Here is a 25,006-nt window from a genome sequence, read left to right on the forward strand (position 1 = left end):
GTGCACCTGTCGAGCAAGCCGATCGCACGTCCATGGGTGCGCGGACGGATACCCGCGTCGTGGGATGCGTGCGGAGGTGGGTGCCTGAGGGGGTGCAGGTGTGCGTCTGCGGATGGCTACTCGCATCGCTACAGAGATGAATGGCTGCCGAGGTGCATGGATGCCTGGGTATGTCTGCGAGTGCCTATTGGAGTGTAGGTGTACATCCCTACACGCATCCCTACTTGGCTACTTGCATCCCTACAACGCTTCCTCGCCCCCGCGCGTCGGATGGCCGGGTGTAGCTACAGGCCTACATACCTGTCTGCCTACAAGCGAGCCTTCCGGTAATACTGCAGCGTGCTTTCGCGGGGCTCGCGGCCGATCCCGCAGCGGCGGTCTTGCCGGTCAATCTGCCTACCTGTATCCCTACAACACCAGGTAGAAGCATTCTCAGGTCGCAGTCACGGGAGTCGGGGAGCCGGCCGTCCGACCGCAGCGCCCCGCAGGCTCAGCCGAGGGGAACTTCTCCCTCAACGCCTCCGGGGCAGCACGTCACCTGCATCACCGTCGCCGCCACCGCGGGTGGATCGCGCGAATGTGCACTGGACACACCTCGGCCCTCGAAGAGTAGGCGTCCTGCCCAACGGCACGACGCACTGCGTGACTACTGTCGGTATCGCTCCATCCACGCAGCGGATAATCCGGGGATGTCGACCACGGGCCGACGGACTTCCCGGGGCCGGCCCAGTGGAACGAACGGAATCCGTGACCGCCCGTGGCCTCCGACCGAGACGCACTCGGGCAGACGCTTCAGCGGCCATGGGGAGCACTGCCGAACATGCAATGCCGCCGCTGCCGGCACGCGTCATGGGTCTCCCGGCTGCGGTCCGCTCAAGAGAGGAGGCTCGATGTCACCCGACATCGACAATGTCTTGGCCGCTGCTCGATCGCGCCTGCAGCACAACGGTACCGACCTTGCTGCCCGCCATACTTGGGAGGGACTTGTCGATCTTGCCGACACGTTGCAGGGCAAGGTGACCGCTCTGCAGGCGAAGATCGCGGATCTCACGCAGTGCCTCGATGAGGCCCGGCATGATCCGCTCACCGGCTTGCCCACCCGGGTAGCCTTCACCACCGCTGCCAGCGCCGTCATCACCGCCCACCCCGACGTTCTGGTCGTGATGCTTGATGCCGATGGGCTGAAACGGGCCAATGATGCCTACGGCCATGAGTTCGGTGACGTCCTCCTCCAGCAGTTCGCAGCCCGTCTCGTGGCCTGGGCCGGTCCCGACGCCGCCGTCGGGCGCCTGGGCGGGGACGAGTTCGCCGTCGTCCTTTCCCACCAGGACGGCAGCGACCAGGAACAGCGCCTGATCGCACTGCGGGCCGGTCTCTCCCAGCCCGTCCTACACGCCGGCCGTTCCCTCCGGGTTTCCGCGTCCATCGGAGCGAGTCGAACCGGTGAGTGCGGGCACCGGTCGCTGGGTGCGGCCCTGCGCCTCGCCGATCAGCGGATGTATGAGGAGAAGGGGCGCGGTCGCCGCGGACGCCGCGCGCTCCCGGCCCGGCCGCGAGTCTGCTTCGCGCATGACATGTGTCGGAGGACCGGCTTCCTGGGACTGACGGCACGTCATTTCCACGGTCGGGTGCTCCGCAGGGCGTAGCAGGCGATGTGCAGCGCCAACCGCTGTTCCGGCGCGTCCGGATCGACTCCGCAGGCACGGATGCGTTCGATCCGGCCCAACACCGTGTTGCGGTGAACGCCAAGTCTGCTGGCGGCCTGGCCGGTCGAGCCGGCGCAGTCCAGGAGCACGCTGAGCGTCTCGACGAGCACGTCGGTGCGGGGATCTGCCGCCAGGTCGGCCAGCAGTACCAGGGCTGCGTCGGCGATCTCTGCCAGGGGCAGCCGGGCCAGCACCACTCGCGGGCCCAGCTCGCCGTACAGTTCGACAGAGTTCTCGCCGTTCCTGCCTGCGACTTCGGCCGCCAGGTCCGCTTCGGCGACGGACTGGCGCAGGCCCTTCAGCCCCGTGGCGGGCTGGCCGATTCCCGTGGCCAGGGCGATCGGAATGCGGGCGCCGGCGAGGCGTCGGCGGATCAGGTCGGCCAGCAGGGCCGGGTCGGCGGACTCGCCGGTGAACCAGGTCACCCATCCGCGCGGCATCGGTACCAGCGGGAGCTGGGGGAACGCCTCCTGCCAGGCAGCGACGATTCCGGGAGTGATCGCGTCCAGTGCGCAGACCTCTCCCTCAAGGGGGCGCAGACACACGGCGACGTGGGTCCCGTCGAGGCGCCAGCCCGCCTCGCGGGCGATCTGCTCCACGTCGGTTCGACCGGCCGTGCTGTGCAGGGCCGGCGGGCCCTTGGGCAACGTTGCCTCCCCGTTCAGCAGAGCTTCCAGGAGGAGCCGGTCCTTGCTCGCCTGGTGGGCCGACGACAACTGCGCGTGGGCTATGGCTGCCGCCAGCGGAGCGCGTGCCACTCGCAGGATGGTTTCCACTGTCTGGACCCAGGAAGGCGAGGGGGTGGCAAGGTGCGCCACCAGCTCCGCCCAAGGGCGTCCGTCCGGGCCCGGGACGGGGACTCTCACCTGGTGCGGATCACCGGCTGGCCGGTTGTCGGCCGCCCGGCCGGCCAGCGTGTGCCCGTCGGGGGTCACCAGGACGACACGGACACCCGGTACCTCGTTGTTGATCACTGCCACGATGTCCTGTGGTCGGTGGCGCTCACCGAGGAGCACCGCGCAACGGGCGGTCAGGCGGCACCGGACCGCCTCGGTGTCCGCGATCGTCGCTGCGAGTTCGAGGGCCTGCTCGGCCGGATCATCCACGGTGAAGAGAGGGACCCGAAGCCGCTCCGCCAGCTGCTTGGTGGAGTCGGTGACGGAGATCTCCGACGGTGCCACCACGCAGGAGGCGTTGCGTTCCCAGGCGAACCGCAGGGCGGACTCCAGCGCCCAGACGCCGGGAGCCGCCGCCGGGTGCACCACCAGGGCGGTGTTGGGCGCGCACCGTCGGGCCTGCGCCAGGTCCGAGATCAGGCTGACGCCGGTGACATGCTGGTCGAGATGGGGTGCGGCCACCAGGTGCGCCCGGCCCAGGGGCCCGGAGTGCACCAGCTCCGCCACCGTCAGTGGGCCCGGTGGACGCTGGCGGTTCACCTGCGGCCTCCCTCACGGGGATGGCACACCGGGAACCCGAACGCGCGGGGCCCGGCGACTGCGAGACCCCGGGAGCTGTGCCACATGGGGGCCGCGGGGATGACCAGCACGTCGACGTGATCGCCGACGATCACCCCTTCAAGGCCCACCAGGCGCAGCTTCTGCCGGTCGAACAGGCAGAGTATGTCCGGTACCGCAGCTGCCACGGCGCCGTCGATCAAGGCGAGCAGCAACTCGTTCTGCGCCTCCAGGCGGACGGTCCGACCGGCCCTGCCGTACTCGTCGACCACGATGCTGGTCGGCATGGACGGGTAGTGCCGGGTGCCGACCGAGGGGCTGCTGTGGCAGAGTTCGCTGATCCGGCCGCTCGCCAGGAGACGGGCTCCCATGGTGTGTGCGAGGCCCGCGAGCGCGCTGCTACGGCCGGACGCCGTGGCCAGCAGACGGCCGGCGCGCAGGATCCGGCTGGTCGATCCGGTGATCGCCGCGTTGCGAAGCTCCCCGGCAGTCGCCGGATAGAGCGCGCAGATCATGAAACCACCTGACGCATCCACCACACCGCGCAGCAGCCGGTCGGCACGCTCCGACCGGGTGTCCAGCACGACCACGTCACCGCTCTGGCTCGCCCCGGCCAGTGGGGTGACGGGGAGTCCTCCCAGTGCGTACGTGGTCTGGTGGATCAGCGGGAGGATTCGGCCCATGCCGTCGCAGTCGACCAGCGGCAGCCCGAGCGCGGCGGCTGCGGCGATTGGGAAGAGGGCGTTGGGGCCGGCCGCGTTGAGCGACACGATCGCGTCCAGGCGCCGTCCGACGCGTTCCTCCAACGCTCTGACAGCCAGGGTGAATTCGTCTCCGAAGGGTGGCAGTTCGATCAACGGCGCGAACCCTCCGACGGCTCCCACTGCCGCGCACATGGCCTCCGGTGGAAGGGATGCGAGGTCGAGCAGCGGCACCGGTCCGTGTTTGCGCAGCAGCTGGGTGACGCACAGCGTCACACCGTCCACCCCTGCTGCGCCCATCGCCGAGCACAGGAGCTGGTTGCCCGCCACCATCGCCGGCACGTCCTGTGCCGAGATCGCCTGTACCGAGTCGGCCGTCAGGCGGTCCGGATCGATTCTCACGAGGTGGCCTCCGGTTCGCCGCCGCTGCCGGCCCGGATTTGGAGGCGGCAGATTCTCAGGTAGCCGACCGCTGCGGCGGTCGATCTGACGATGCGTTCGCTGCCAGGTCGCGCGCCGTTGGTCGCGACCTGGACCATTGCCTGCTGCTCGGCCTGGGACTGCACTTCGTCGAGTTCGTCCGACGCTTCGACCGGGACCAGCAGGTCCAGCCAGGCGCTCGGCTCTGTGCAGGCGGCTCCTACCGCCGCGAGATCGGCGTCCTGGCGAGTCAGCGTCAGCGTGTCGCCGTTGGCGGAGCAGAGCCGCTCGGCCACGTCGAGCCCGACCTCGTCGAGGGGGGCGATCACTTCTATCGGCTGCGGGTGCTCGGCGAGCCAGGTGGCGGCATCCGCGGCCTCGGCCACCGGTTTGACGGACACCACCGGCTGGGGCGTGGTGAGTCGTGCCCCGAACTCTCCTGACAGGTCGGATTCCACGTGGGGCAGGCCGTCGCGGACCTGGCCCACCAGGATGGTCGACCTTCCCGCCAACGCGATCAGGGCGTTCGGCCGCTCCGCCAGTACCGCGACGCCTGTCAGGGTGGTGGCGCGGGTCGCGGAGAGCCCCAGCACCGGCAGTCGGTGAAAGCGCCTCGCCGGGACACGGCCCCCGTCGGCGGTGGCGAACCAGCAGGAGACCCCCGGGCCGAGGCGGCTGGTGGCGGACTCGCAGGTCGTGACCAGCTCTTCGGCTGCGCCGAACAGCGCCGCGTTGACGATGGTGGTCGCCTCGCGTTCCAGCAGGCCCAGGCCGCCCAGCTCGTGGGACAGGCAAAGTCGCGCGTTCGGGAAGACCTCGAGTACCCGGGTCGCGACGCGTTCCTCGTGGGCTGCGGTGGCACTGGCTCCGGTGGCGGTGACCGCTAGGGCTGTGAGCCCGAGTGCTTTGGCCACGTCGGCGCAGTCTCCGGCGGCGTCCGAGTCCAGTCGGGCCAGCTCGGTGCCGAACAGGTCGTGGCCGCCCGTGACGCTTCCGCGCCAGGCGACCAGGGAGCGTACGAGATCCGAGGGGTGCGTTCCGGGGACGAACCCGCGCGGTGCGCGGGGCAGGATCCGGATGGCCGCCACCGACCGGACTTTCGGCACCGTCCAGCCGCCGGAGTGGCCGGCATGGCCATCATCGTCGCCGCTGCGGAGTGTCGCCTTCAGGACGGCGGAAACGTCCCAGGTCACCGACTCGACCGTGGACGCCTTGGAGCGGGCGAGGCCGCGGAGCAGGGCGTCCACCGTGGAGGATACTGATCCGGCCATGGGCACCGTGGCCGTGGCGAGGACCTGCCATCGGTCCAGCAGGACCCCGTACGCGTTCTCCCTACCCAGCCGCACACCGATGCGCATCGATCTCCCTCCACGAGCGGACGCCATCTCAGTCACGCCTGCGCAGCGTCTGGTCCACGCTGACGGCGCCAAGAATCAGCAGTCCTTCCAGGACCTGCTGATAGGTCGTGTCGAAGCCCAGCAGGTTGAAGCCGTTGCCGATCAGGGTGAGGATCGCGATCCCGACCAGCCCCCGCCAGAGTGCGCCTTGCCCGCCCAGGACGCTGGTGCCGCCGACGACCGCCGCCGCGATGGCTGAGAGCTCCAGCAGGGAGCCCATGTCCGCCTGGGCGGACCCGCCGCGTGACGCCAGGACCAGACCGGCGAGCGCGGCGCACACACTGCTCAGCACCAGCACCGCCACCCGCACCGCCCCGACTCGGATGCCCGAGAGACGCGCCGCCTCGGCGTTTCCGCCGACCGCGTAGACCCGTCGGCCGAAGGTGGTACCGGCGAGGAGCAGCCACAGCGCCGCGGCGACCAGGAGGAACAGCACGGAGGCCGGTGTGACACCCGCGGGCAGGTCCGGCCGGGCGAGGAGCTGGAATCGGGGGAGCTGCCGGGCCTGCGGATAGACGATGGCCCCCGCGGTCAGGATCAGGGCCAGTCCTCGGTAGACGAAGCCGAGCGCCAGCGTCCCGATGAAGGAGTGCACCCCTATCCGGATTACCACGGCTCCGTTGACCAGGCCGCACAGCGCCCCGGTGAGGATGCCGGCGCAGGCGCCCCACAGGATGCCGAACTGGCCGGTCACGAGGACGGATGTGACGGCTGACAGGGCGAGGACGGCGCTCATGGACAGGTCGAACAGTCCGCACAGCAGGCACAGGGTGGCGGCGCAGGCCAGGAGACCGGGCACCGCTGCCTGGTCCAACAGGTTGACCAGGTTGGTGCTGGTGAGGAAGGCGTCGGTCGACATGGACAGCCAGAGCACGAGCACGAGCAGGCTCAACAGGATGCCGTGGTCGCGAACGATCTCGGGCCGGCGGACACGGGAGGGGCGCGTCGGCCCGCTCGCGCTGCGCTGGGCCTCTCCCGGGTGGTTCACGCCGTGCCTCCCGCCGGCCCGCGGCCCTCGGGGGACGCTGCCGCGATGACGTCCTGCCGGGTCGCGGACCCGCGGGCGAAAGCGGCCTCCACCCGTCCCTGCCTCATCACCAGCACGCGGTGGGACAGGGTGATGACCTCGTCGATGTCCGAGGAGGCGATCAGCACCGCCACCCCCTGCCGCGCCAAGCCGACCAGCAGCTCGTGGATCTGGGCTTTGGCGGCGACGTCCACGCCGCGGGTCGGCTCGTCGGCCAGCAGCACGGTGGGCCTGTACAGCAGCCATTTGCCGAACAGGACCTTCTGCTGGTTTCCGCCTGACAGCCGGCGTACCGGGTCGCGGGCATGGGCGCCGCGTACCGCGAGCCGGTCCATGGCCTGCGCGACGACGGTGGCCTCGGCGCGCAGCCGGAGGAACCCGGCACGCTGCCGGGTTCCCAGAGTCGCCAGCGCGAGGTTCTCACGCACCGGGCGGCCCCCCACCAACCCCTGCTCCGCCCGGGACTCGGGAACCAGGACGAGGCCGGCCCTGATCGCGTGCGCGGGCGAAGCCCGGCGCAGCGGGCGCCCGGCCACTTCGACCGTGCCCGCGACGGGCCGGTCGGCACCGAAGACGGCCCGCAGCACGGCGGAGCGTCCGCTGCCCACCATCCCCGTGATCCCGACGATCTCTCCGGCCCGGACCTCGAAGTCCACCCCGCCGCACGCAGCGGACGGGCGCAGCGCGTGGACCGCCAGCTGCACCGGAGCGCCGGGGGGCACCGGATCGGGCTCCGGGCCGGGGAGGGACGTCGGCTTACCCGTCAGGAGTTGGACCAGGTTCTCCCGTGTCTGCTCGCGGGCTGGGCCGGTGAACACCTGCCGGCCCTCGCGCAGGACAGTGACCGTGTCGCAGGCCCCAAGAACGTCGTCGAGGTGGTGCGAGGCCAGGACCACCGCGACGCCGGTGTTGGCAAGCGCGCGCACCTGCGCGGCCAGCCGCCTCGCCTCGACCACGGTCAGCAGTGCCGTCGACTCGTCCATCACCAGAATCCGGGCATCGTGCGCGAGCGCCCGCAGCATCTCGACCTGCTGGCGATCAACGAGGGACAGATCCCGCACCAGGGTGTCCGGACGGAGCCCGAACCCGCCGAGGGACAGCAGCCGGTCGAAGGTCCGGCGATCGGCACGCGAACTGCGCAGGCCCGCCCGGTGCGACCAGGTGCCGAGCATGACATTGTCCAGGACGGTCATGTCCGGTACCAGCACGGGCTCCTGGCCGAGCAGGGCGATCCCGTGCCGCAGAGCCTCACGCGGACTGCCGGTTCGCACCTGTGTTCCATCGACGAGTACCCGGCCGTCGTCCACGGGAACCACGCCGGCTACGGCACGCAGCAGGGTGCTCTTCCCCGCGCCGTTCCCACCGACCAGGCCGTGGACCTCGCCGCCGCGCACGGAGAGTGTCACATCGTGGAGGACCCGAGTGCGTCCGAAGGCCTTACCGATTCGCTCCACGCGCAGGTGGACGGAGGCGCCGCGCTGCTGCGCCTTGCGGGCAGGGCCGCGCTGCCGGAGGTGCGCCGCCTGGCCCGGTCGCCTCATTCGTCGTACTCGCCGGTGAGTTCCTGGAGTGATTCGAAGGTGGCCGCACCGCCGTGAGGCACCAGATCGGTGACTGTGAGGGTTGTCGGTACGCTCGCACCACGGGCTTTGTCCAGGCCGAGCGCGGCGGCCTTGGACCCCATGGTGGTGGGCGCCACGTAGTAGAGGCCGAACCAACGGCTCTGCTTCACTGCGTTTACGGCCTGATGTGAGCCGCCGTTGCCCACGAAGGCGATGGACTTGCCCTCTGCCACGGCCTCCGCGCCGGCTATCGCCTGCGTGGATCCGATGACGACGTTCACATCGGGGTGGGCCTGCAGGATGTCCTGCATCGCCGTACGGCCGCTCTGCTGCGTGTAGCCACCCTCGACGTCGGCGACCAGTTGGATGTCGGGGCCGGCTGCCTTCAGCGTGTCCTTGACCGCCTTGGTACGGGCGTTGTCCAGGGGGAGGCTCTTCATGCCCTCCAGGTAGGCGACCCGGCACGGCTTGGTCTTCGTGGCCCCGCAGGCATTGATGCCGAGGCTGCCCAGCTTGGTGCCGTTGTCTGTGGGCACGTCGACCAGGGAGATGACTCCGGGCAGCTGCGGCTCCGCAGTGTCGAACCGTGGGCCGATGGGTGTGAAGACCGCGACAACTGCGATGTCGGCGGCCAGCGCTGCTTGGACGGGCAGTTGCACGGCGTTGCCGTCGTTCGCCTGGATGATGAAGACATCGAAGCGCTTGGAGGTGATGGCGTCCTGAATCTGCCGCACCTGGGTCTGCGTGTCGAAGTTGGGGTCGAAGAACTGGGCGGTCGCGTTGTGCGCCTTGGCGTACTGCTCGACTCCTGTGAACGTCGCCGTCGCGAACGAGTTGGCCTTGGCGAACCCGAAGAAGGCGATCCGTTTAGGTGCATCCGAGGCCGAGGCCGCGCGCTCGCCGGTGCTCGTGGTGGCCGTACCCGAGGCGGAACAGGCCGTCGGTAGGAGCAGTACTCCTACTGCGGCCGTCAGGGCCCCCCATCGCCTCATGTGTTTCTCCTATCGGTACGAATCCCGGGAACCGGATGGCCTCCGGTCGGCAAATCCCGTCTTGCGACCTGAGGTCCGCCGTGAATGGCGACCAATCTCCGGATTAACATACACGAATCAGCCCTCCCACCACCCGAGTTGTCTTTGGATCAGAAAATGACGTCGGCTCACGGGGAACAAATTTCGTGCGTCATGTTCCTCTCGTTCCGGCTTATTCGGTCCCGCTTTGGGTGGTTTCGTGAGCGTGGCGAACGGCTCTCTTCGCCCCTGCTCGGGACCTTCGGGGCACTTTCCCCAGGGGGCCCAATTATTTGGGCCTCCCGCTCCGGGGGCCGCCCGCAATACAATCCCGCAGAAATTTGCATGGCCCGAGCGCATTCACCGTTCGCGGGTCCATGGACACCTCGCAGTCGGGGAAGGTCGAGGCGGGACTTTCAGGCCCACGAGTAATTTGACTTGTGGCCCCCAGGAGACCATGAGGATCTTTGCCGCTATTCGCACATGAGTACGATGCGGTAGTCCTCACAGCCCGTTGCTCCGCCGTGCCCTGCGACCGCCGAGACCGCCGCCTCCACGCCTCTGTCGCCGCGGATCAGAGCGGGGCGTTCTCTCAACCGGAAGCCGCTGGTTCACCGTCAGGATTGTCCACTGGAAAGGGTCTTCCGGCGGATGCGGACAACGGGCGGAGCTGCTCGCGCGCCCGGCGTGTGAGGGCGGTCCGACCTGCCGCAATGGCAGGCCAGCTGCCCGGTCGACAGGTCGAATGTGCGGAGAGTCCACCTGCGGCCCCGTCCAGTGGGCGCGAGGCCCACAGTCGCAGCTAACCGCATCACTACCGTCATCTCATTCAAGTCCACGGCTCGGTGAGCCCCCAGCCCTCACCGAGCCGAGCGACTGCTGTGGGTCACGGACCGGTCTCCCCGGTGTCGAGGGATCTTAGGGATCCTCGGAACGTGGGAGCGGGACATCAGTGGGCCAGCCGCCTTGGGAGAGGGAGAACGCCGATGTCAGTCATCTACCACGACCGAAGGGACTCCGGACGGCTTCATTCGACGGCGTTCAGCACCGAGAGCGCGGCCGGCCTCGGGCACAGCACGCTCTTCCGGCCACTGCCCTGCGAAGTGGCGTCTGTGCGTCGGCATGTACGGGAGGTCGTCATCACCTGCCGGCCGCCCGCCTCATACCCGCTGGACACGGTTCAGCTGGTCGCCACCGAGCTGTTCACGAACGCGGTCAGGCACTCCGCCCATCATGGGGCACCTCTGCTGGTGGTCGTCCAGGAGCGGAGGACCACCCTCCGGGTGGAGGTGCACGATCCGGACCCGGAAATGCTGGTGGCTCCCGCGCGGCCCGATCTGGCCGACTCCGGCCGAGGACTCCTGCTGGTCGACCTGTTGTCGCAGGAATGGGGAGTGGTCCCGGGGCCGACCGGCAAGATGGTCTTCGCAGAGATCGCCGGGCCCTGCCGGTGACGGCCCATCGCCGGCGCGACTCCTCCTGGGCACCACACCGCCAAGAGCCCGGCCAGCCTCTCTGCGCTGGCGCTGGCGGCCACAGGTCCGGTTCCGGTGCGGGGCGTCCCCTGCGGTACCCATGAGAGCGCGGACGCCCATCGACCACGGCCAAACCGATCCCATCGCGATCGGAACCGCCCCGCCGCAGCCACCGCACCGGACATGACTGGGCCGCCGACGCCTCTCCGTCGTCTGCGGCCCAGTCGGGCTTCCCATCGGAAGTCCGACTACCCGGCTGCCCCGCGAAGCGCGGACGTCACAGGTGCGCGGACGGCGCCACCTGTCCCCCACCGACGCCAGTGACGTACCTGTCCAGGAGGTCCGATCGGACGGCTTCCGAGCTGCGCTCGGCGGGGTCGCCGAATCCTCCTCCTCCGCCCGTCATGCAGCGGACCACGTCCCCGGCCCGCAGAGCCAGGCCGTTGCACTTCAGCACGTGCCGCTCTTCCGGTCGGCCCGGATTGATCACCACCTCGGGCGGTGCGGCGTCCTGTCCGCCGAACAGGCCCCAGGCCGGCGTCACCGAACGCTCGAACCACAGTGAGACGGCGCAGTCCTGCAGCGCGACGTACTCGCGGACGACCCCGTTGCCTCCGCGCCACCGGCCGCGGCCGCCCGAGTCCGGTCGCACCTCGTAGCGGGTGACACGCAGCGGATACCGTGCCTCCAGCACCTCGATCGGCACGTCCTTCAGCGAACCGTTCACATTGTTGATGAGAGCGCTCTGCCCGTCCGAGCCGTTCCAGGCCCCCCAGCCTCCCAGCGTGGCCTCCAGGCTCACGTACTCCAGGCCGCTGCGAGCATCGGTGCCCGTGAACATCACAACCATGGAGTCGCCGTAACTCGCCGCCGCCACCTGATCCGGCAGGGCCGGAGCCAGCGCCTTGGCGACCAGGTCGATGAGCAGCCCCAGATGGGAGAAGTACCACTGGCATGCGGCCGGCGGGCGAGCCCCGAGTACCGAGCCATCGCGTACCTTCACGCTCAGCGGGCGAAACGATCCTCCGTTTCCCGGGACATCAGGGCTCACCAGTAGTTTGTATCCCACGCGGCAGGCGGATACGGCTTGTGCGGCGCCGCAGTTCACCGGACCGGTGGTCTGGTCCGCGGACCGGGTCACGTCGAACTCGACGTCGCTTCCGGAGACGGTGATCTGCAGCTTGATCAGAACCGGGCTGCTCAGGTCGATCCCGTCGTTGTCCAGGGCTCCTTCGGCGGTGTAGACGCCGTCGGGGATCCTGGCGACGACCTCCCGTTCCATCCGCTCGGTCTGTGCGAAGATCTCGTCCCGGGCGGCTCGGACGGTGGCCGTTCCGAATCGCCTCACGATCTCCTCCAGGCGGACCTGCCCTGTGCGGATGGTGGCGATCATGGCCTGCATGTCGCCCCTGGTCGGGTACGGGAAGCGGACGTTGGCCGCGATGGTCTCCACCACCGCGGTGACCTCCTGGCCGGCTTCCACCAGCTTCTGCGGCCCCAGCCGAAGGCCCTCCTGGAAGATGGTCACCGAGTCCATCGAACCTCCGGGGTCCTTTGAGCCGACATCGATCCAGTGCGCCCGGGTGGCGGTAAACCCGACGAGGTCGGCATCGACGAACACGGGCCCGAAGATCGTGACGTCGTTGAGATGGGTCCCGGCGACATAGCTGTCGTTGAGGATCCAGACGTCACCGGGTTGCCAGGCCTCCCGGCCGAAGCGCTCCTCGGTTGCCGCCGTACAGCTCTCCAGATTTCCCAGGAAGATCGGCAGGCCCGAAGACTGCCCGAGGACGCGATGCTCGTCGTCCAGCAGCGCCACCACGCAGTCCCCGCACTCGTAGATGACGGGCGTGTAGGCCGATCGCATCAAGGTGGCGTTCATGTCGTCGGCCGCGGAGATGACGGCATTGCGGATGATCTCGATCGTCACCGGGTCGATCGGCTGATTGTCGGTCACTGCTCCTCCAAGGACATGACGAGCGAACCGTAGGAGTCCACCCGGGCCCCGAAGCCCGGCGGGACGACGGTTGTGGCCGTGTCCTCCACGACGACGGCCGGGCCGGCGAAGGCATGACCGTGCGCCAGCGCGTCACGGAAGTGGATCGGTGTCCGGTGGAGGACGCCGTCGAAGGTAACCGACCGTACCGCGTGGGGTATCGGATCGCCCGTCACGGCCGGGGCGGGTTCCGGTTCGATCCTGTCCAGGTCGCCAAACACCGCCGTGCGCAGGGTGGTGAACTCGATCGGCGCGCCGAGGTTGGCGTGCCCGTAACGAGCCTGGTGGAGGTCGGCGAAGCGTCGCGCTATCAGGGCGGGGAATCCCTTGCGAGCAGGCTCGTCCTCATCAGTCAGGGGGACGCTCAGGGTGTACTCCTGCTCGGCGTAGCGGATGTCCACCGCGTGCTCGACGTGCCGCTTCGCCCCCGGTACGTCCTCACCGCCCAGCGCGTCCAGCGCCCGCGCACCCGTGTCCGCCAGTCGGCGGGACATGTCCTGTACATCCAGGTCGCGGTCACGGCGGAAGTAGGGTTCCGTGAAGTCGCGGCGCACGGCGCTCTGAAGCATCCCCCAGGCCGAGAACGCGCCCGGCAGGTTCGGCACGAGGACCTCGCGGATCCCCAGTTCGCGTGCCAGGAACGCCCCGTGCATCGGTCCTGCGCCGCCGAAGGCCACAAGGGTGAAGTCCCGTGGTTCGATGCCGCGGGCCACGGTGATGGTTCGGATTGCCTGTGCCATCTTGGCGTTGGCGACATCGCAGACACCTTCGGCCATGGCGTGGACATCCAGGCCGAGCTCGGTGCCCAGCGCGGCCAGGGCCCGCTCGGCGAGGTCGCTGCGTAATTGCAGCCGCCCGCCGGCGAAACGGTTGTCGTCCAGCCGCCCGAGTACCAGATTGGCGTCCGTGACCGTCGGTTCGGTGCCGCCGCGGTCGTAGCAGGCAGGGCCCGGACTGGCGGCGGCGGACTGTGGTCCCACCCGCAGACCGCCGGCCTCCGCCCGGGCGACCGAGCCGCCACCGGCCCCGACGGTGTGGATGTTCACGGTGCTCATCAACATCGGAAGGCCCTCCAATGAGGCCTCCGACGACTGGTCGGGCCGACCGTCGACGATGAGCGAGACGTCGAAGGACGTGCCCCCCATGTCCATGCAGATCAGGTTGGGACGATCCACTGCCCTGGCCAGTGCCGCACCGCCGATGGCGCCCCCGACCGGACCGGACAGCAGCGTGTGCATGGGCCGACGGCATGCCCACTCCGTCGAGGTGATGCCGCCCGAGGACTGCATCACATGTAACGGCACCCGCAGGCCCCGGTCGGCCAGATCCCCGTCGAGCCGGGAGAGGTAGCGGCGGATCGCCGGTCCGATGTAGGCGTCCACGACTGCGGACGAGGTGCGCTCGTACTCCCGCCATTCCTGGGCCACCTCGTGCGACAGGGAGACGGGAAGGCCGGGACCGAGCTCCTCCACGAGAATCTCCCGAGTGCGGAGCTCGTGGTCGGGCCGAAGGTGGCTGAACAGATAGGCGACGGCCACGGACTCGAAACCCTCCGCGGCGACCCGGCGAGCCGCCGCACGGATCGCCTGCTCGTCGAGCTCCTCGATCTCGGTCCCCTCCGAGCCGACCCGGCCGCCGACCGCCACGATGTCGCGGGGCGCCAGCAACGGCTCGGGCTTGCGGTAGTGCAGGTCGTACAGGCGGGTACGGGGCCCGCGGGCGATGTGGTAGACGTCAGCCGCCCCACGGGTGGCCAGGAGCATGACCCGATCTCCGCGGCGCTGCAGAAACGTGTTCAGCCCATGGGTGGTCCCGTGCACCAGGAATGAGATGTCCTCAGGAGCGACGACCGAGACACTCAGCCCTCCGAGTAGTCCCGCCGCAAGATCGTCAGGCGTCGTCGGCACCTTCTCCGCCCGGCAACGCCCGGTCTGCGCGTCATAGGTGACGACATCGGTGAAGCTGCCTCCGATGTCCATGGCCACGCGCAAACGACTCATCTGACCTCCCGGTCTGTTGATGCTCCAGGCATATGCACGGCGCGAGTCTGGCACCAGGGCACTGCCCTCAGGTGTGCGAAATGCACACCACCAACTCACGCTGCTGGGCACCCGGCTGGCCGACGTCACCACAATGCGACAGATGCACAGCCCAGCGCGGATGGGGCCGGTCGCTCACCCGACGGGCTCCTCGCGGTGGTATCCCGCTCATCGCGGCATCAGGCTCTCCTCCCTCGTCGGAACCGCTCAGGGGCGGCGTCACGCCCACCCCGCGGCAGCGCACGGAGGCGATCGGCGACTTCGATCCCCCGGTTCGCTCCGCACGGGCACAGCAGGAAGTCGCATCCGCCGCTCGCGCAAGCGGTGCCGCTCACCCCATACGCCACCGCTCTGCAGCGAAGAGTGTCCGGGCACACGCCAAAACTGAGCCCAGGAGCCCTCGACGCCGCGCCTTCTCTCGGACGACCCTCGGTCATTCGGTTCGCTCACTGAACATCCGTATCCACCAAGAGCTCCGGTCAGGCGCACACCCGCGGTGGGCAGGTCCGGAGTCCGGATCAGAGGCCGTGAGGCCCGTGAGACGGCCTCCGCCTCTTGAGACCTGTGCCCGGCCTCATGTACCCGGCCCAGGTGGCTGTGAGTCGAACCGAGCCACCAGATAGGAACTGGAGAACCCTCATGCGCGCTCCAGCAGCAACGGTGTCCGCCGCCGGGACAAGCCGCCAGGCCTGGAGGCGCAGTGGTGACGTGGAGCAGAGCATGGGCCGCCACGGCAGTTGTCTGCTCGGCGCTGTTCCTGCTCGGCCTCGACTTCACCGTACTGAACGTGGCGATTCCCTGGCTACGCCAGGACCTGGGACCGTCCTTGGCACAGACCCAGTGGATCGTCGAGGGCTACGCGCTCACCCTGGGCGGATGCGTCCTCCCGGCCAGCGCGGGGAGCGGCAGGTACGGCAGACGGCGGGCGTTCGTGACCGGGCTGGCCGTCTGCACGGCCGCATCAGTGGTCGGAGCGCTGGCCGACGGTACGACGCAGGTGGTCGCGGCCTGGATCGCCTGCGCCGCGACCCTTGCCGGCGGGGCCATCGCCTGGCTCCGGCTGCACGGACGAGCGGCGCTTCCAGCATCGGACGGACGGTCCCACCTCTACGAGCCGAGCGGCAGGCTCGTCCGTGGCCCGACGACTGAAATGACTGCCACACCCCTCCCGCCCCCGGTTCGGCTGATGAAGGCTCCCCGCACACCACCGCCCGACCAAGGAGACCACCCGTGTCTGCCGTACCCTCCGTAGTCCCAGGGCCGCCCGCGATCCCCGAGCAGATCGTCCACCAACCGGCCGGGCCGCACGGGCGCCAACGCATCATCACCGGCACCATCAGTGCGTACAAGTGGCTCCTGATGAAGCATTCCTCGGCCGCGCGGTTCCTTCACACACCCGACGGACGCTACGGACCCCCGGACTGTGAAGCGTTGACCCTGCTGGTGCTCGGCGACTCCCTCGCCCTGAGCATCGGCGTCCGCAAGCCCGAGGAGACCTTCGGCTCGCTCCTCGCACAGTCCGTCACCGACGCCACCGGGCTGCCGGTCGACCTACGAGTCCTGGCCAAAGCCGGCGCCACCACCAACTCGATGCAGCATCAAGTGACAGGCTCAACCCGCTACCGGCCCGGAATCGCGGTGGTGATCATCGGCAGCAACGACACCTTGCTCCCGGCACCCATCGGCCGCTGTACCCGCTACTTCGGCCACGCGGTAAGCCAACTACGCGACGCAGGCTGGGAAGTAGTCGTGATGCCTTGCGCAGATCCGGGAGCCGCGCCAGGCTTCCGCATCGTGGTGCGCTGGTTGGCCTCGCCCCGGGCCCGCAGGCTTGCCCGACGGCAGCGCTGCATCGCCCAGCGGTTCGGCGCGTTGATCGCGCCGTCGTCCATCGACGACTTTCGCACACGGGCCACCGAACTCCTCAGCCATGACGGAGTCCAACCCTCGCCCCAGGGCTACGCCGAACACACCGGCCGTGTGCTTCCCATACTCCTGGAAGCAGCTGCCCGCCTCGGACCCCTCTCTGACAGTCTCGACTGAGACGCCCGGAATGTCGGGTTAGTCTGGATGGGCGAGACAGGAGATCCCTTCAGCATGGCCAGCACCACCAAACCCGACCCGGCGCCGAAGCCGAAGCGGCGGACGTTCTCACCGGAGTACAAACTGCGGATCGTCGCCGAGTACGACGCCGCGCCCACCGGCGAGAAGGGCGCGATCCTGCGCCGCGAGCGGCTGTACCACTCACACATCATCGAGTGGCGCCAGGCCCGCGACGCCGGGGCGACGGCCACGCTGACCGACAAGCGGACCTCGCCCGCCCGCTCGAAGAAGGCCTCCGAACAGGCCGAGCTGGAACGGCTGCGCAAGAAGGTCGCCCGCCTGGAACAGGAGGTCGCCAAGCGCGACGCCGCCCTGGCTGTGCTGGGAAAAGCACATGCGCTCTTGGAGATGCTCTCCGAGAGCGCGGACTGAACCGCGCCCTCGCGCCGGTCCTGGACGAGGCGTTCGCGGGCCTGGAACCCGAACTCGGCACCACCACGGCATGCCGCCTGATCGGACGCTCGCGGGCCACCCACTACCGCAGGCTGAAACCGCCCCGGGCCGCCGAGCGCAAGCCACGACCGTCCCCGCCCTCGGCGCTGAGCCCGGCCGAACGGGCGGCGGTGCTGGACCTGCTGAACCGGCCCGAGTACGTCGACCTGCCGCCCGCCCAGGTCTGGGCACGGGAGCTGGACGCCGGCACCTACTGGTGCTCCGAGCGCACGATGTACCGCATCCTCAACGCCGCCGGGCAGTCCGGGGAACGCCGCAGGCAGGCCACCCATCCCGCCAAGACCGTGCCCCAGCTGCTGGCCACTGCCCCCTGCCAGGTCCTGACCTGGGACATCACCAAGCTTCGCGGCCCCAACAAGGGCGAGTGGTACCACCTTTACGCAATCATCGACATCTACAGCCGCTACATCTGCGGCTGGACCGTCGAGGCCGCCGAGGACTCCCGCCGCGCCGAGGAGCTGATCCGCGAGACCATCGAACGCAACGGCATCGTGCCGGAGACCGTGCACGCCGACCGGGGCACCTCGATGACCTCCAAGGCCGTCTCCCAGCTGCTGATCGACCTCGGTGTGACCCGAAGCCACTCCCGGCCGAAGGTCTCCAACGACAACCCGTACAGCGAAAGCCAGTTCAAGACCATCAAGTACTCCACCGACTTCCCGGAATACTTCAACTCCCTTGCCCACGCCCGCGAATGGTGCGAGGGCTTCTTTACCTACTACAACCACGAACACCGGCACTCGGGCATCGGTCTGCACACCCCCGCCTCCGTGCACTTCGGCACCGCCGATCTGGTCCGCGAGCAGCGGGCCGTCACCCTCACCGAGGCCTACGCACGCCACCCCGAACGCTTCGCCCGACACCCGAAGCCGCCCGAGATACCCCAGAAGGTCTGGATCAACCAGCCAAGCCAGAGACACTGCCCGCACAACAGTCCATATAGCGTCAAACCGTCTCATTTGACTTGACAACTTCCGGACGCATACCCGCCTCCGCGAACGATGCCTTCCTACCGGGCGGCTGACCAGAGCAGCTCGATCCGAGCGCTCTGGCTGGACCTCTGCCTGCACTTGCCCACATGCTGATACAGCCAGGGCCGTCGTACTCCGGTCCGAGGCCACCGACAGTCGAAGGTGTCCCTATCGGGGTCCCCTCGAAGACTCAAACCCGTAGGCGGTTCCCTGCCGGCCGATCAGCGGCTCATGGATCAAACTCATACGAACACCAGCGAGTTCGCGTCTCTGGAGGGCCATTGTGCCGATGATTTTGTCTGAAATAGCCGAAATGATCTTATGGGGCGCTGCTCGGGGGTCGCCGCAGTCGCCGAGGTGGCATCGCGGGACTCTACCTGTCCAGCTGGGGGCCAGCGCGAGCTACCGAGTGCCCTACCGGGCCTTGCTGGTTTGGTCGCTGGTAAAAGGCCAGGTCAGGGATGGTGTGGATGGGTGGCAGCGACTGAAGCGACCCTGAGTTGGGTATATGAGGACATTCATGCGCGCGTGTGCGCGTCATATATCCGACCTTCAGTCGCTTCAGTCGCTGTCTCTCCGGTCGGATGCGCTCTGACCTGCGAAAACAGGTGCCTCTCCAGGCCCAGCGACTGAAGCGACTCAGTCACTCACCCCCCACTCCAGTCGCTGTCCCGGCTTTGACCAGCCGGGCGGCTGGTGGGGTGGTGCCCATGCTCTGATCCGCCTTGGCCGTCGGATGCATGGCAGGGACATGCAGTTTGGGTGGAGGCTGCAGGCGCGCCCATCTCCATGCACCGCACCCCTTCGGTCGGTCGCTGGTTTGGTCGCTGGTAAAAGGCCAGGTCAGGGATGGTGTGGATGGGTGGCAGCGACTGAAGCGACCCTGAGTTGGGTATATGAGGACATTCATGCGCGCGTGTGCGCGTCATATATCCGACCTTCAGTCGCTTCAGTCGCTGTCTCTCCGGTCGGATGCGCTCTGACCTGCGAAAACAGGTGCCTCTCCAGGCCCAGCGACTGAAGCGACTCAGTCACTCACCCCCCACTCCAGTCGCTCAGCCACGCCGGGTGGTGCCGTTGGCTGATATCTGGCCCCTCCTCGGATAGTCTGGCTGAGCCATATCGGAAATTGAGTCGCTTCAGTCGCTGGCAAGCCTCTGACCTGCGGATTTACCTAAGCGACCGAAAAGCCGGCCCTCGGGCCCAGGCACGTAGCAGGGTGGGGAAGGCCACGTGATAGGAAGCAGCGCAGCCCGGAACTCCGTCGGCACGCCGTCAGCGGCCTTGGAGTCTGCCCGGTGGTGTGCTGCGCAGGGCTGGCCTGTTCATCCCTTGTCCCCGGGGTCCAAGACACCCGCAGGCAACTGTGCTGCCTGTGAGGGCGACAGCCACAGTGCGGTGGCCTGTGGCTGTAGAGCAGCGGGACGGTGGTGTCACGGTTTCCTCGGAGCCACGACAGACCACGAGACTCTCACCTCATGGTGGGAAACCAACCCTGGCTTCGGAGTCGGAGTCTCCTGTGGTCCGGCCGGTCTGGTGGTGATCGATGTGGACATGCATCCCACGCCAGTCCCGGGTCGTGATCGAATCCTTCCCGGTATCCCGATCCACGCTCACGTCGACCTGACGGGCCTGGCCAACGGTTACGACACCTTGGCGCTGCTGGCCGCACTGCGTGGTGAGCCGAGCCCTGCTGACGATGACTCCACTCTGAGAGTGCGCACTCCCTCGGGGGGACTGCACATCTGGTACCGGGTGAGCTCCGGCACGGTTTTTCGTTCCTCCACGGGGACAGGGAAGAAGCGAGCCTTGGCCTGGCAGGTCGACGTGCGCGCGCACGGAGGCTACATCATCGCCCCCGGGACCCGTGTGCGGACCGGCGTGTACGACCCCGTGGGCCGTTGCCGTACTCCGGCTCCGCTGCCGACGTGGTTGGCGCAGGAGCTGGCTCGGACCGGACACCTGGACACACCGCGCCCTGTGACGAAGGCTCACGGAATTCCGCCTCGTGCCCGGCAAGCCGTTGTCGCGGCCGGCGGGGGGAGGACGGCAGCAGCCCGTGCCCTGGAGACCGTCCTCACCGAAGTCACCAACTGTGCCGGCATTCCAGAAGGGGCCGGCTTCAACAACAAGCTGAACCGGGCGGCCTATACCGCCGGGGGACTTGTCGCAGGTGGCTATCTCTCGCACGGGGAGGCCGAGCGACACCTTCTGAACGCCGCCACCTACGCCCGCCCCGGCGAGCCGGTGCGCATCACCGCTACCATCCGCAGCGCCATGGCAGCCGGAAGCCGGGCTCCGCTCCACCCTGAAGGGCCTTGATGAACACCTTCAGCGCGCCGGAAGGGGGCTTCGATCCGATGGCTGCGGCTCGACAGATCCTCACCCCGCCGCCCGGACAACCCCAATCTCCCATCTCGCCTCAGCCCGGTCAGCCGCCTCATGTGCAGGACAGCCTGCTCGACTACGTCGCGCCCGAGCCGCTCGCCCCAGCCGCCATCACCCGCCCTGTACAGCTACCGGATGCCGTCGCCACGCCGCACGGACTGCTCCCCGACTCCCTGAGCGACCGGGGCAACGCCAAGCTGTTCGTGCGTCTCTACGGTGGTGACTACCGGTACGTCCCGGGCCTGGGTTGGTACAGCTGGGCCGGTCACCGCTGGCAGATGGACGAGACGGATGCCGTCGTCTGGTCCGCGGGGGAGATGGCGGAGAGCCTCGCCACCCACGACCCGAGCGGGAACTACACCAACCGCGAACTTGGAGGCCACCGGCGCCGAGCGTTGTCGACCAACGGTATGAACGCGATGCTGGAGCAGGCCAAGGCCGCCCCCGGGATGGTTCTCCATGCCTCGGCCCTGGACGCGGATCCCTACGCACTCTGCACCCCGGGTGGAGTAGTCGATCTGCGCACCGGTCTGATCAGCCGGCCTGATCCCAGCAGCCAGTGCCACTCGCGCTCCACCACCATCGCCCCCGAGGTCATGCCGACCCCCCGCTGGCAGCGCTTCCTCGACGACACCTTCGGTACGGACGCCGAGGGCCGCAAGATGATCCAGTACCTGCACCTGATGCTGGGCTACTCCATCTCGGGCGACGTCGGAGCCCAGGTGCTGCCCTTCCTCTACGGCAAGGGCAGCAACGGCAAGTCCGTTCTGCTGGACGTCATGCTGCAGCTCCTCGGCGACTACGCGGATGCCGCGCCGCCCGGCTTCCTCATGGCCAAGGCGTTCGAGGGGCATCCGACCGACCTCGCCGAACTCCACGGGCGGCGCGTCATCATGTGCTCGGAACTCAAGCCCGGCGACCGTTTCGACGAGGCCCGCGTCAAGCTCCTCACCGGCGGGGACAAGATCAAGGCACGCCGGATGAGGCAGGATTTCTTCAGCTTCCATCCCACCCACAAGCTGTGGCTCCTCGGCAACCACCGCCCCGAGGTGGGCACCGGCGGGATGGCCTTCTGGCGCCGCATGCGCCTCATTCCTTTCGAACGGGTCATCGCCAAGGACAGGAAGATCGACAACCTGGCCAGCCTTCTCGTGGCCGAGGAGGGCCCAGGCATCCTGACCTGGCTCATCGCAGGCGCCGCCCGCTACTTCGCGGGTGAGAAGGACCTCACCGGTCCGCAGAGTGTCCAGCTCGCCACCACTGCGTACGCCGAGACCGAGGACAGCGTCGGCCGCTTTCTCACCGAGTGCTGCAAGATCAGCGACGGTATGCGTGCCGAGCAGGCTCGGTTGTACGCCGCCTACAGCAGTTGGTGCGGTCTGGAGGGGGCCAACCCTGTCACAGCCCGCAACTTTGCTGCCAGGGTCCGCGAGAGCGTGGGTATGGCGTCACCAAAGGGAATGATCCTCTCGAATTCCCGCAAGTACTATCCGGGCATCGGCCTCGTGGCCGACGACCAGGCCGCCGAGGAGCCGCAGCAGTGAGCGCGTTGATTGATCCGTCCGAGCTTCAGCACGAGGTCGAGATCCGCTGGCTCGAAGACCCGGAAAAGCTCGACTATGTCCGTCAGGTTCTCGACCGGCTCAGCTCCCGCAAGGGTCGGCCCCCCTACCACCGGGACGGCCGAATGGTGGGCTACGCCATTCTCGGGCCGGAGGCCAAGGCATCGCCCGCCTCCGGTACCTGGCGCCGAAGGGTCTTCTGGCTGGCCCCCCACGACAGGGACCAGCAGCCCGCCGGCGTCTACGCGTCCGGTGCTCCCTCCGAAGCCGTGGATCCCCGTACGATCGCCCCCACCGTCAAGGGGGAGAAGACCGAGCGCTCGCAGGGGGGCCCGGCCTCCCCCGCGATGGTCGAGCTCGGCATAACGCTTCCGCGGTTCTAACCGCGATGAAGTCGTAGGGGGTGCCTGAGTTTGCGGGGCCAGGCGGGCCGAGCCGGCGGCGAACTGGCCTGAGGGGCTGACTTCGACGGGAGGCAGGGCGGATGCGGCCCGAAGGAACGGCGCGACCGGTTGGAGGCCATCGACGCTGATGGCTGCCCGGTCGTCGGTGTCACGATCCTTGCCCATTCGCCGAACACCTTGGCAAGAGCGTCTGAGTGACCACTCGACTGTGAGCCCGGGTCAGCGCCCAGCGCTGCAGCCAGATCTGCCCCCGTGCGGCCCTACCCGAGTCGGTCGTGCCCCGCGATCCTGCGCGTACCTCACGACCCCAGGGCTACGGAACCGGACCGGACGCCGTCAGGCGAACAACTCCGACATCACTCAAATCAAGTAGTAGGTGTACGGGCATCGGCGGGGCGGCCTGACAAGGGCCGCCCCGCACCCGCTCCCCGACTTCCATCCCCCACTCCCGGATTTGAACCAGAGGGATGGGGAGTTCTAGCCGGAAGTGCTAACGGTATATCGTATTGGTCCAGAATCACAATCCCCCTGTCGGGGTCGCGTTGTAGTCATACATGCCACCCTGGCACCAGTTCTTCACTCCCACTTCGAAGAAGTATTTCCTGGTCGTGCCTGGGAAGGACCTGTAGGGGCCCAGGTCGCCATGCCGCCCGGTGCTGCAGTTGAGATTGAAGTCGAGCCTGCGCGAATGCCCAGTGTCGTTGTAGTACGAGATCTCGTATATCCGATGCTGTACGACTTGAGGCAGAGCGGTGTGTTGACGGTGACGCCATTCAGGGCCATCCCGCACTTCTTCTCCCCCACGACTGCTGAGGCCGAAGTGGCCGTCATCGCACCCCCGCTAGTAGGATGAGGGTTCTGATTTCGGCGCCGATAAGACGCTTGGCAGAAGCCGTGGTTCCTCCTGATGAATCTCCGAAGCTCACGGTGAATCGGCCCTGCCAGCGACTTCGATGGATGGCTGGCCCATTGACTTTCAATGCGTGATGGATCTCGATTGGAATTCGGTTCGAAATTCTCCGCCAGCCAATCTGATCAGACATCTTCTTGCCGATCGGTAGGTATATCATCCGTCCCTTCTGGCTCGTTGCCCATAGGTCCTCCGGCCCATGTTTGTCGAACGGACCTCAGCGGCTGGAGAGAGCTGGCCGAGCTTGGCCGGGCCGGGTGGTGGCCGCCAGGACGACGAAGCCCTCGTCGTCAGGACTGAGCAGGAGGGGGCCGGTCGAGGGGTCAGGCAAGCCAGGCCCGTGAATCACGTCCCGCACGTTGTCCTCGCCGGCCCGGACCAGTTGGATGATCCCTGGAACCCGGTTCCCGGTCGAGGCCCACAGCATCATCGCCCGCCGCACCGCGTTCGGGCTGCCCCGGAGCACGATCCGCTGTACTGCTGCCCTTCCTGATCGGTCAGCCTCCGGGGCCCGAACGGCTCCGCCACAACGCCTCCCCACACCGAATCGGATGTCGGTCCCCATCCACCGGTTCAGGCGTCGCCACCCCCAACCATGCGCACCTGTGCAGTCGCACCAGTAGGCTACTGGCGCGCGAAATTGACGATCAATCAGCTATCTCGCAAGGTTGCGACACCCCGGTAACCGCGGAACTTGGGCGCAGGCGCAGCGACGCGCGAGGAGCCTCTTGAGCAGAGGTGAAGTAGACCGATCCTCCGGGTTCCCCGCAAACGGTCGCTGCTGACGTATTGAGGCAATCGAGTTGAGAGATCTCACTTGGTGTCAGAGGTTCAAGTGCTGAGGCGATGAATCTGGGCAGGCAGACCCATAGACGGGTTCTCCGCACGGTGGCACTATGTACCAACATCAGAGAAAAGGCGACACAAAGGCCTTCTCTCCATTCATTCGGGTGGGCTGGAAAGTACCGAATCCGGCCGCCTTTCTCTGCCGCAGTCCTCATCTCTGCCATCCACAAACTATGGACGGAGGATCCAATGCGCAAAATCGCCAGCGTATTGGTGGCAAGCCTCATGGGCTTTGCCTGTGTTGCGGGTGTCGCTGGCACCGCGAATGCTGCACCTGCCTCAAAGACTGTCGTCAAGCCCAATTCAACTTTCGTATGCTACCAGGGCCATTGGTACATCTACGCCTATGACCTGAGTGGCCATGCGCTGTGGAGGTGGCATTGCGATTATGGTGCCTACGTCTAGGACTACTCGCATTCCAGGCATTCCAGAATTTCTTCTGATTCGGCGGAGGAAGTAAGCAGCCTGACTTCGTCGCCCAGCCGGACTGCGTTGAGGGTGTGGGGAAAACAGCTGTCTGTATTTCGGGTCAGCAGTAAGACGGCTGGCTCAGGTGCTGGTCCGAAGCGACTTCCATGAGCA

General features: G+C 67.9%; 15 protein-coding genes and 1 pseudogene. 8 read left to right on the forward strand and 8 right to left on the reverse strand.

Going from position 1 to position 25,006, the window contains the following annotated elements:
- The first annotated feature begins 890 nt into the window (after positions 1-890).
- Positions 891-1,646, forward strand: coding sequence for a GGDEF domain-containing protein (locus OG689_RS40835; RefSeq protein ID WP_266328120.1), 756 nt, complete (start codon positions 891-893; stop codon positions 1,644-1,646).
- Here OG689_RS40835 and OG689_RS40840 read toward each other — a convergent pair.
- The 6 genes from OG689_RS40840 to OG689_RS40865 form a co-directional block, all read right to left on the reverse strand.
- A complete protein-coding gene (locus OG689_RS40840) occupies positions 1,613-3,142 on the reverse strand; it encodes a PucR family transcriptional regulator (protein WP_266328122.1) in 1,530 nt (509 codons plus the stop codon). The two genes, OG689_RS40835 and OG689_RS40840, sit on opposite strands and share 34 nt — an antisense overlap.
- Positions 3,139-4,263: a DUF917 domain-containing protein gene (locus OG689_RS40845; RefSeq protein ID WP_266328124.1), complete on the reverse strand. Its 1,125-nt coding sequence runs from the start codon at positions 4,261-4,263 to the stop codon at positions 3,139-3,141. Before OG689_RS40845 ends, OG689_RS40840 begins: the two co-directional genes overlap by 4 nt.
- Positions 4,260-5,639, reverse strand: a complete 1,380-nt coding sequence (locus OG689_RS40850; protein ID WP_266328126.1) for a hypothetical protein — start codon at positions 5,637-5,639, stop codon at positions 4,260-4,262. Before OG689_RS40850 ends, OG689_RS40845 begins: the two co-directional genes overlap by 4 nt.
- A gap of 28 nt (positions 5,640-5,667) precedes the next feature.
- The gene (locus OG689_RS40855; protein WP_266328128.1) at positions 5,668-6,666 is read right to left on the reverse strand and encodes an ABC transporter permease; all 999 of its coding nucleotides are present in this window, start codon (positions 6,664-6,666) and stop codon (positions 5,668-5,670) included.
- Entirely contained in the window at positions 6,663-8,111 is a 1,449-nt protein-coding gene (locus OG689_RS40860) for a sugar ABC transporter ATP-binding protein (protein ID WP_266328130.1), read from the reverse strand. Before OG689_RS40860 ends, OG689_RS40855 begins: the two co-directional genes overlap by 4 nt.
- Before the next feature lie 131 nt (positions 8,112-8,242).
- Positions 8,243-9,259, reverse strand: coding sequence for a sugar ABC transporter substrate-binding protein (locus tag OG689_RS40865; protein WP_266328132.1), 1,017 nt, complete (start codon positions 9,257-9,259; stop codon positions 8,243-8,245).
- A 1,004-nt stretch (positions 9,260-10,263) separates the two neighbouring features.
- On the opposite strand from OG689_RS40865, the gene OG689_RS40870 reads away from it, so the two are divergent.
- On the forward strand, positions 10,264-10,731 hold the full coding sequence (locus tag OG689_RS40870) for an ATP-binding protein (RefSeq protein ID WP_266328134.1): 468 nt from the start codon (positions 10,264-10,266) through the stop codon (positions 10,729-10,731).
- Between the two features lie 298 nt (positions 10,732-11,029).
- Here the strand turns inward: OG689_RS40870 and OG689_RS40875 are convergent, their stop codons facing one another.
- The gene (locus OG689_RS40875) at positions 11,030-12,709 is read right to left on the reverse strand and encodes a hydantoinase B/oxoprolinase family protein (protein ID WP_266328136.1); all 1,680 of its coding nucleotides are present in this window, start codon (positions 12,707-12,709) and stop codon (positions 11,030-11,032) included.
- Positions 12,706-14,727: a hydantoinase/oxoprolinase family protein gene (locus OG689_RS40880; RefSeq protein WP_266328385.1), complete on the reverse strand. Its 2,022-nt coding sequence runs from the start codon at positions 14,725-14,727 to the stop codon at positions 12,706-12,708. Before OG689_RS40880 ends, OG689_RS40875 begins: the two co-directional genes overlap by 4 nt.
- 763 nt (positions 14,728-15,490) lie before the next feature.
- On the opposite strand from OG689_RS40880, the gene OG689_RS40885 reads away from it, so the two are divergent.
- The 6 genes and pseudogenes from OG689_RS40885 (at position 15,491) to OG689_RS40910 (ending at position 22,647) form a co-directional block, all read left to right on the forward strand.
- Positions 15,491-16,039: an MFS transporter gene (locus OG689_RS40885; protein ID WP_266328138.1), complete on the forward strand. Its 549-nt coding sequence runs from the start codon at positions 15,491-15,493 to the stop codon at positions 16,037-16,039.
- Positions 16,018-16,830 carry a GDSL-type esterase/lipase family protein gene (locus OG689_RS40890; protein ID WP_266328140.1) on the forward strand — a complete coding sequence of 271 codons (813 nt, stop codon included), beginning with the start codon at positions 16,018-16,020 and terminating at the stop codon, positions 16,828-16,830. Before OG689_RS40885 ends, OG689_RS40890 begins: the two co-directional genes overlap by 22 nt.
- Positions 16,831-16,884: 54 nt before the next feature.
- Positions 16,885-18,311: pseudogene (locus OG689_RS40895) on the forward strand (IS3 family transposase).
- A gap of 1,236 nt (positions 18,312-19,547) precedes the next feature.
- On the forward strand, positions 19,548-20,636 hold the full coding sequence (locus OG689_RS40900; RefSeq protein ID WP_266328142.1) for a bifunctional DNA primase/polymerase: 1,089 nt from the start codon (positions 19,548-19,550) through the stop codon (positions 20,634-20,636).
- Positions 20,636-22,246 (forward strand): phage/plasmid primase, P4 family, encoded by a 1,611-nt coding sequence (locus tag OG689_RS40905; protein WP_266328144.1) that lies wholly within the window; start codon positions 20,636-20,638, stop codon positions 22,244-22,246. The genes OG689_RS40900 and OG689_RS40905 overlap by 1 nt, the downstream gene beginning before the upstream one ends.
- Positions 22,243-22,647: a DUF6009 family protein gene (locus tag OG689_RS40910; protein ID WP_266328146.1), complete on the forward strand. Its 405-nt coding sequence runs from the start codon at positions 22,243-22,245 to the stop codon at positions 22,645-22,647. Before OG689_RS40905 ends, OG689_RS40910 begins: the two co-directional genes overlap by 4 nt.
- Positions 22,648-25,006 lie beyond the last annotated feature (2,359 nt).

Source organism: Kitasatospora sp. NBC_00240 (assembly GCF_026342405.1).
Classification (GTDB): domain Bacteria; phylum Actinomycetota; class Actinomycetes; order Streptomycetales; family Streptomycetaceae; genus Kitasatospora.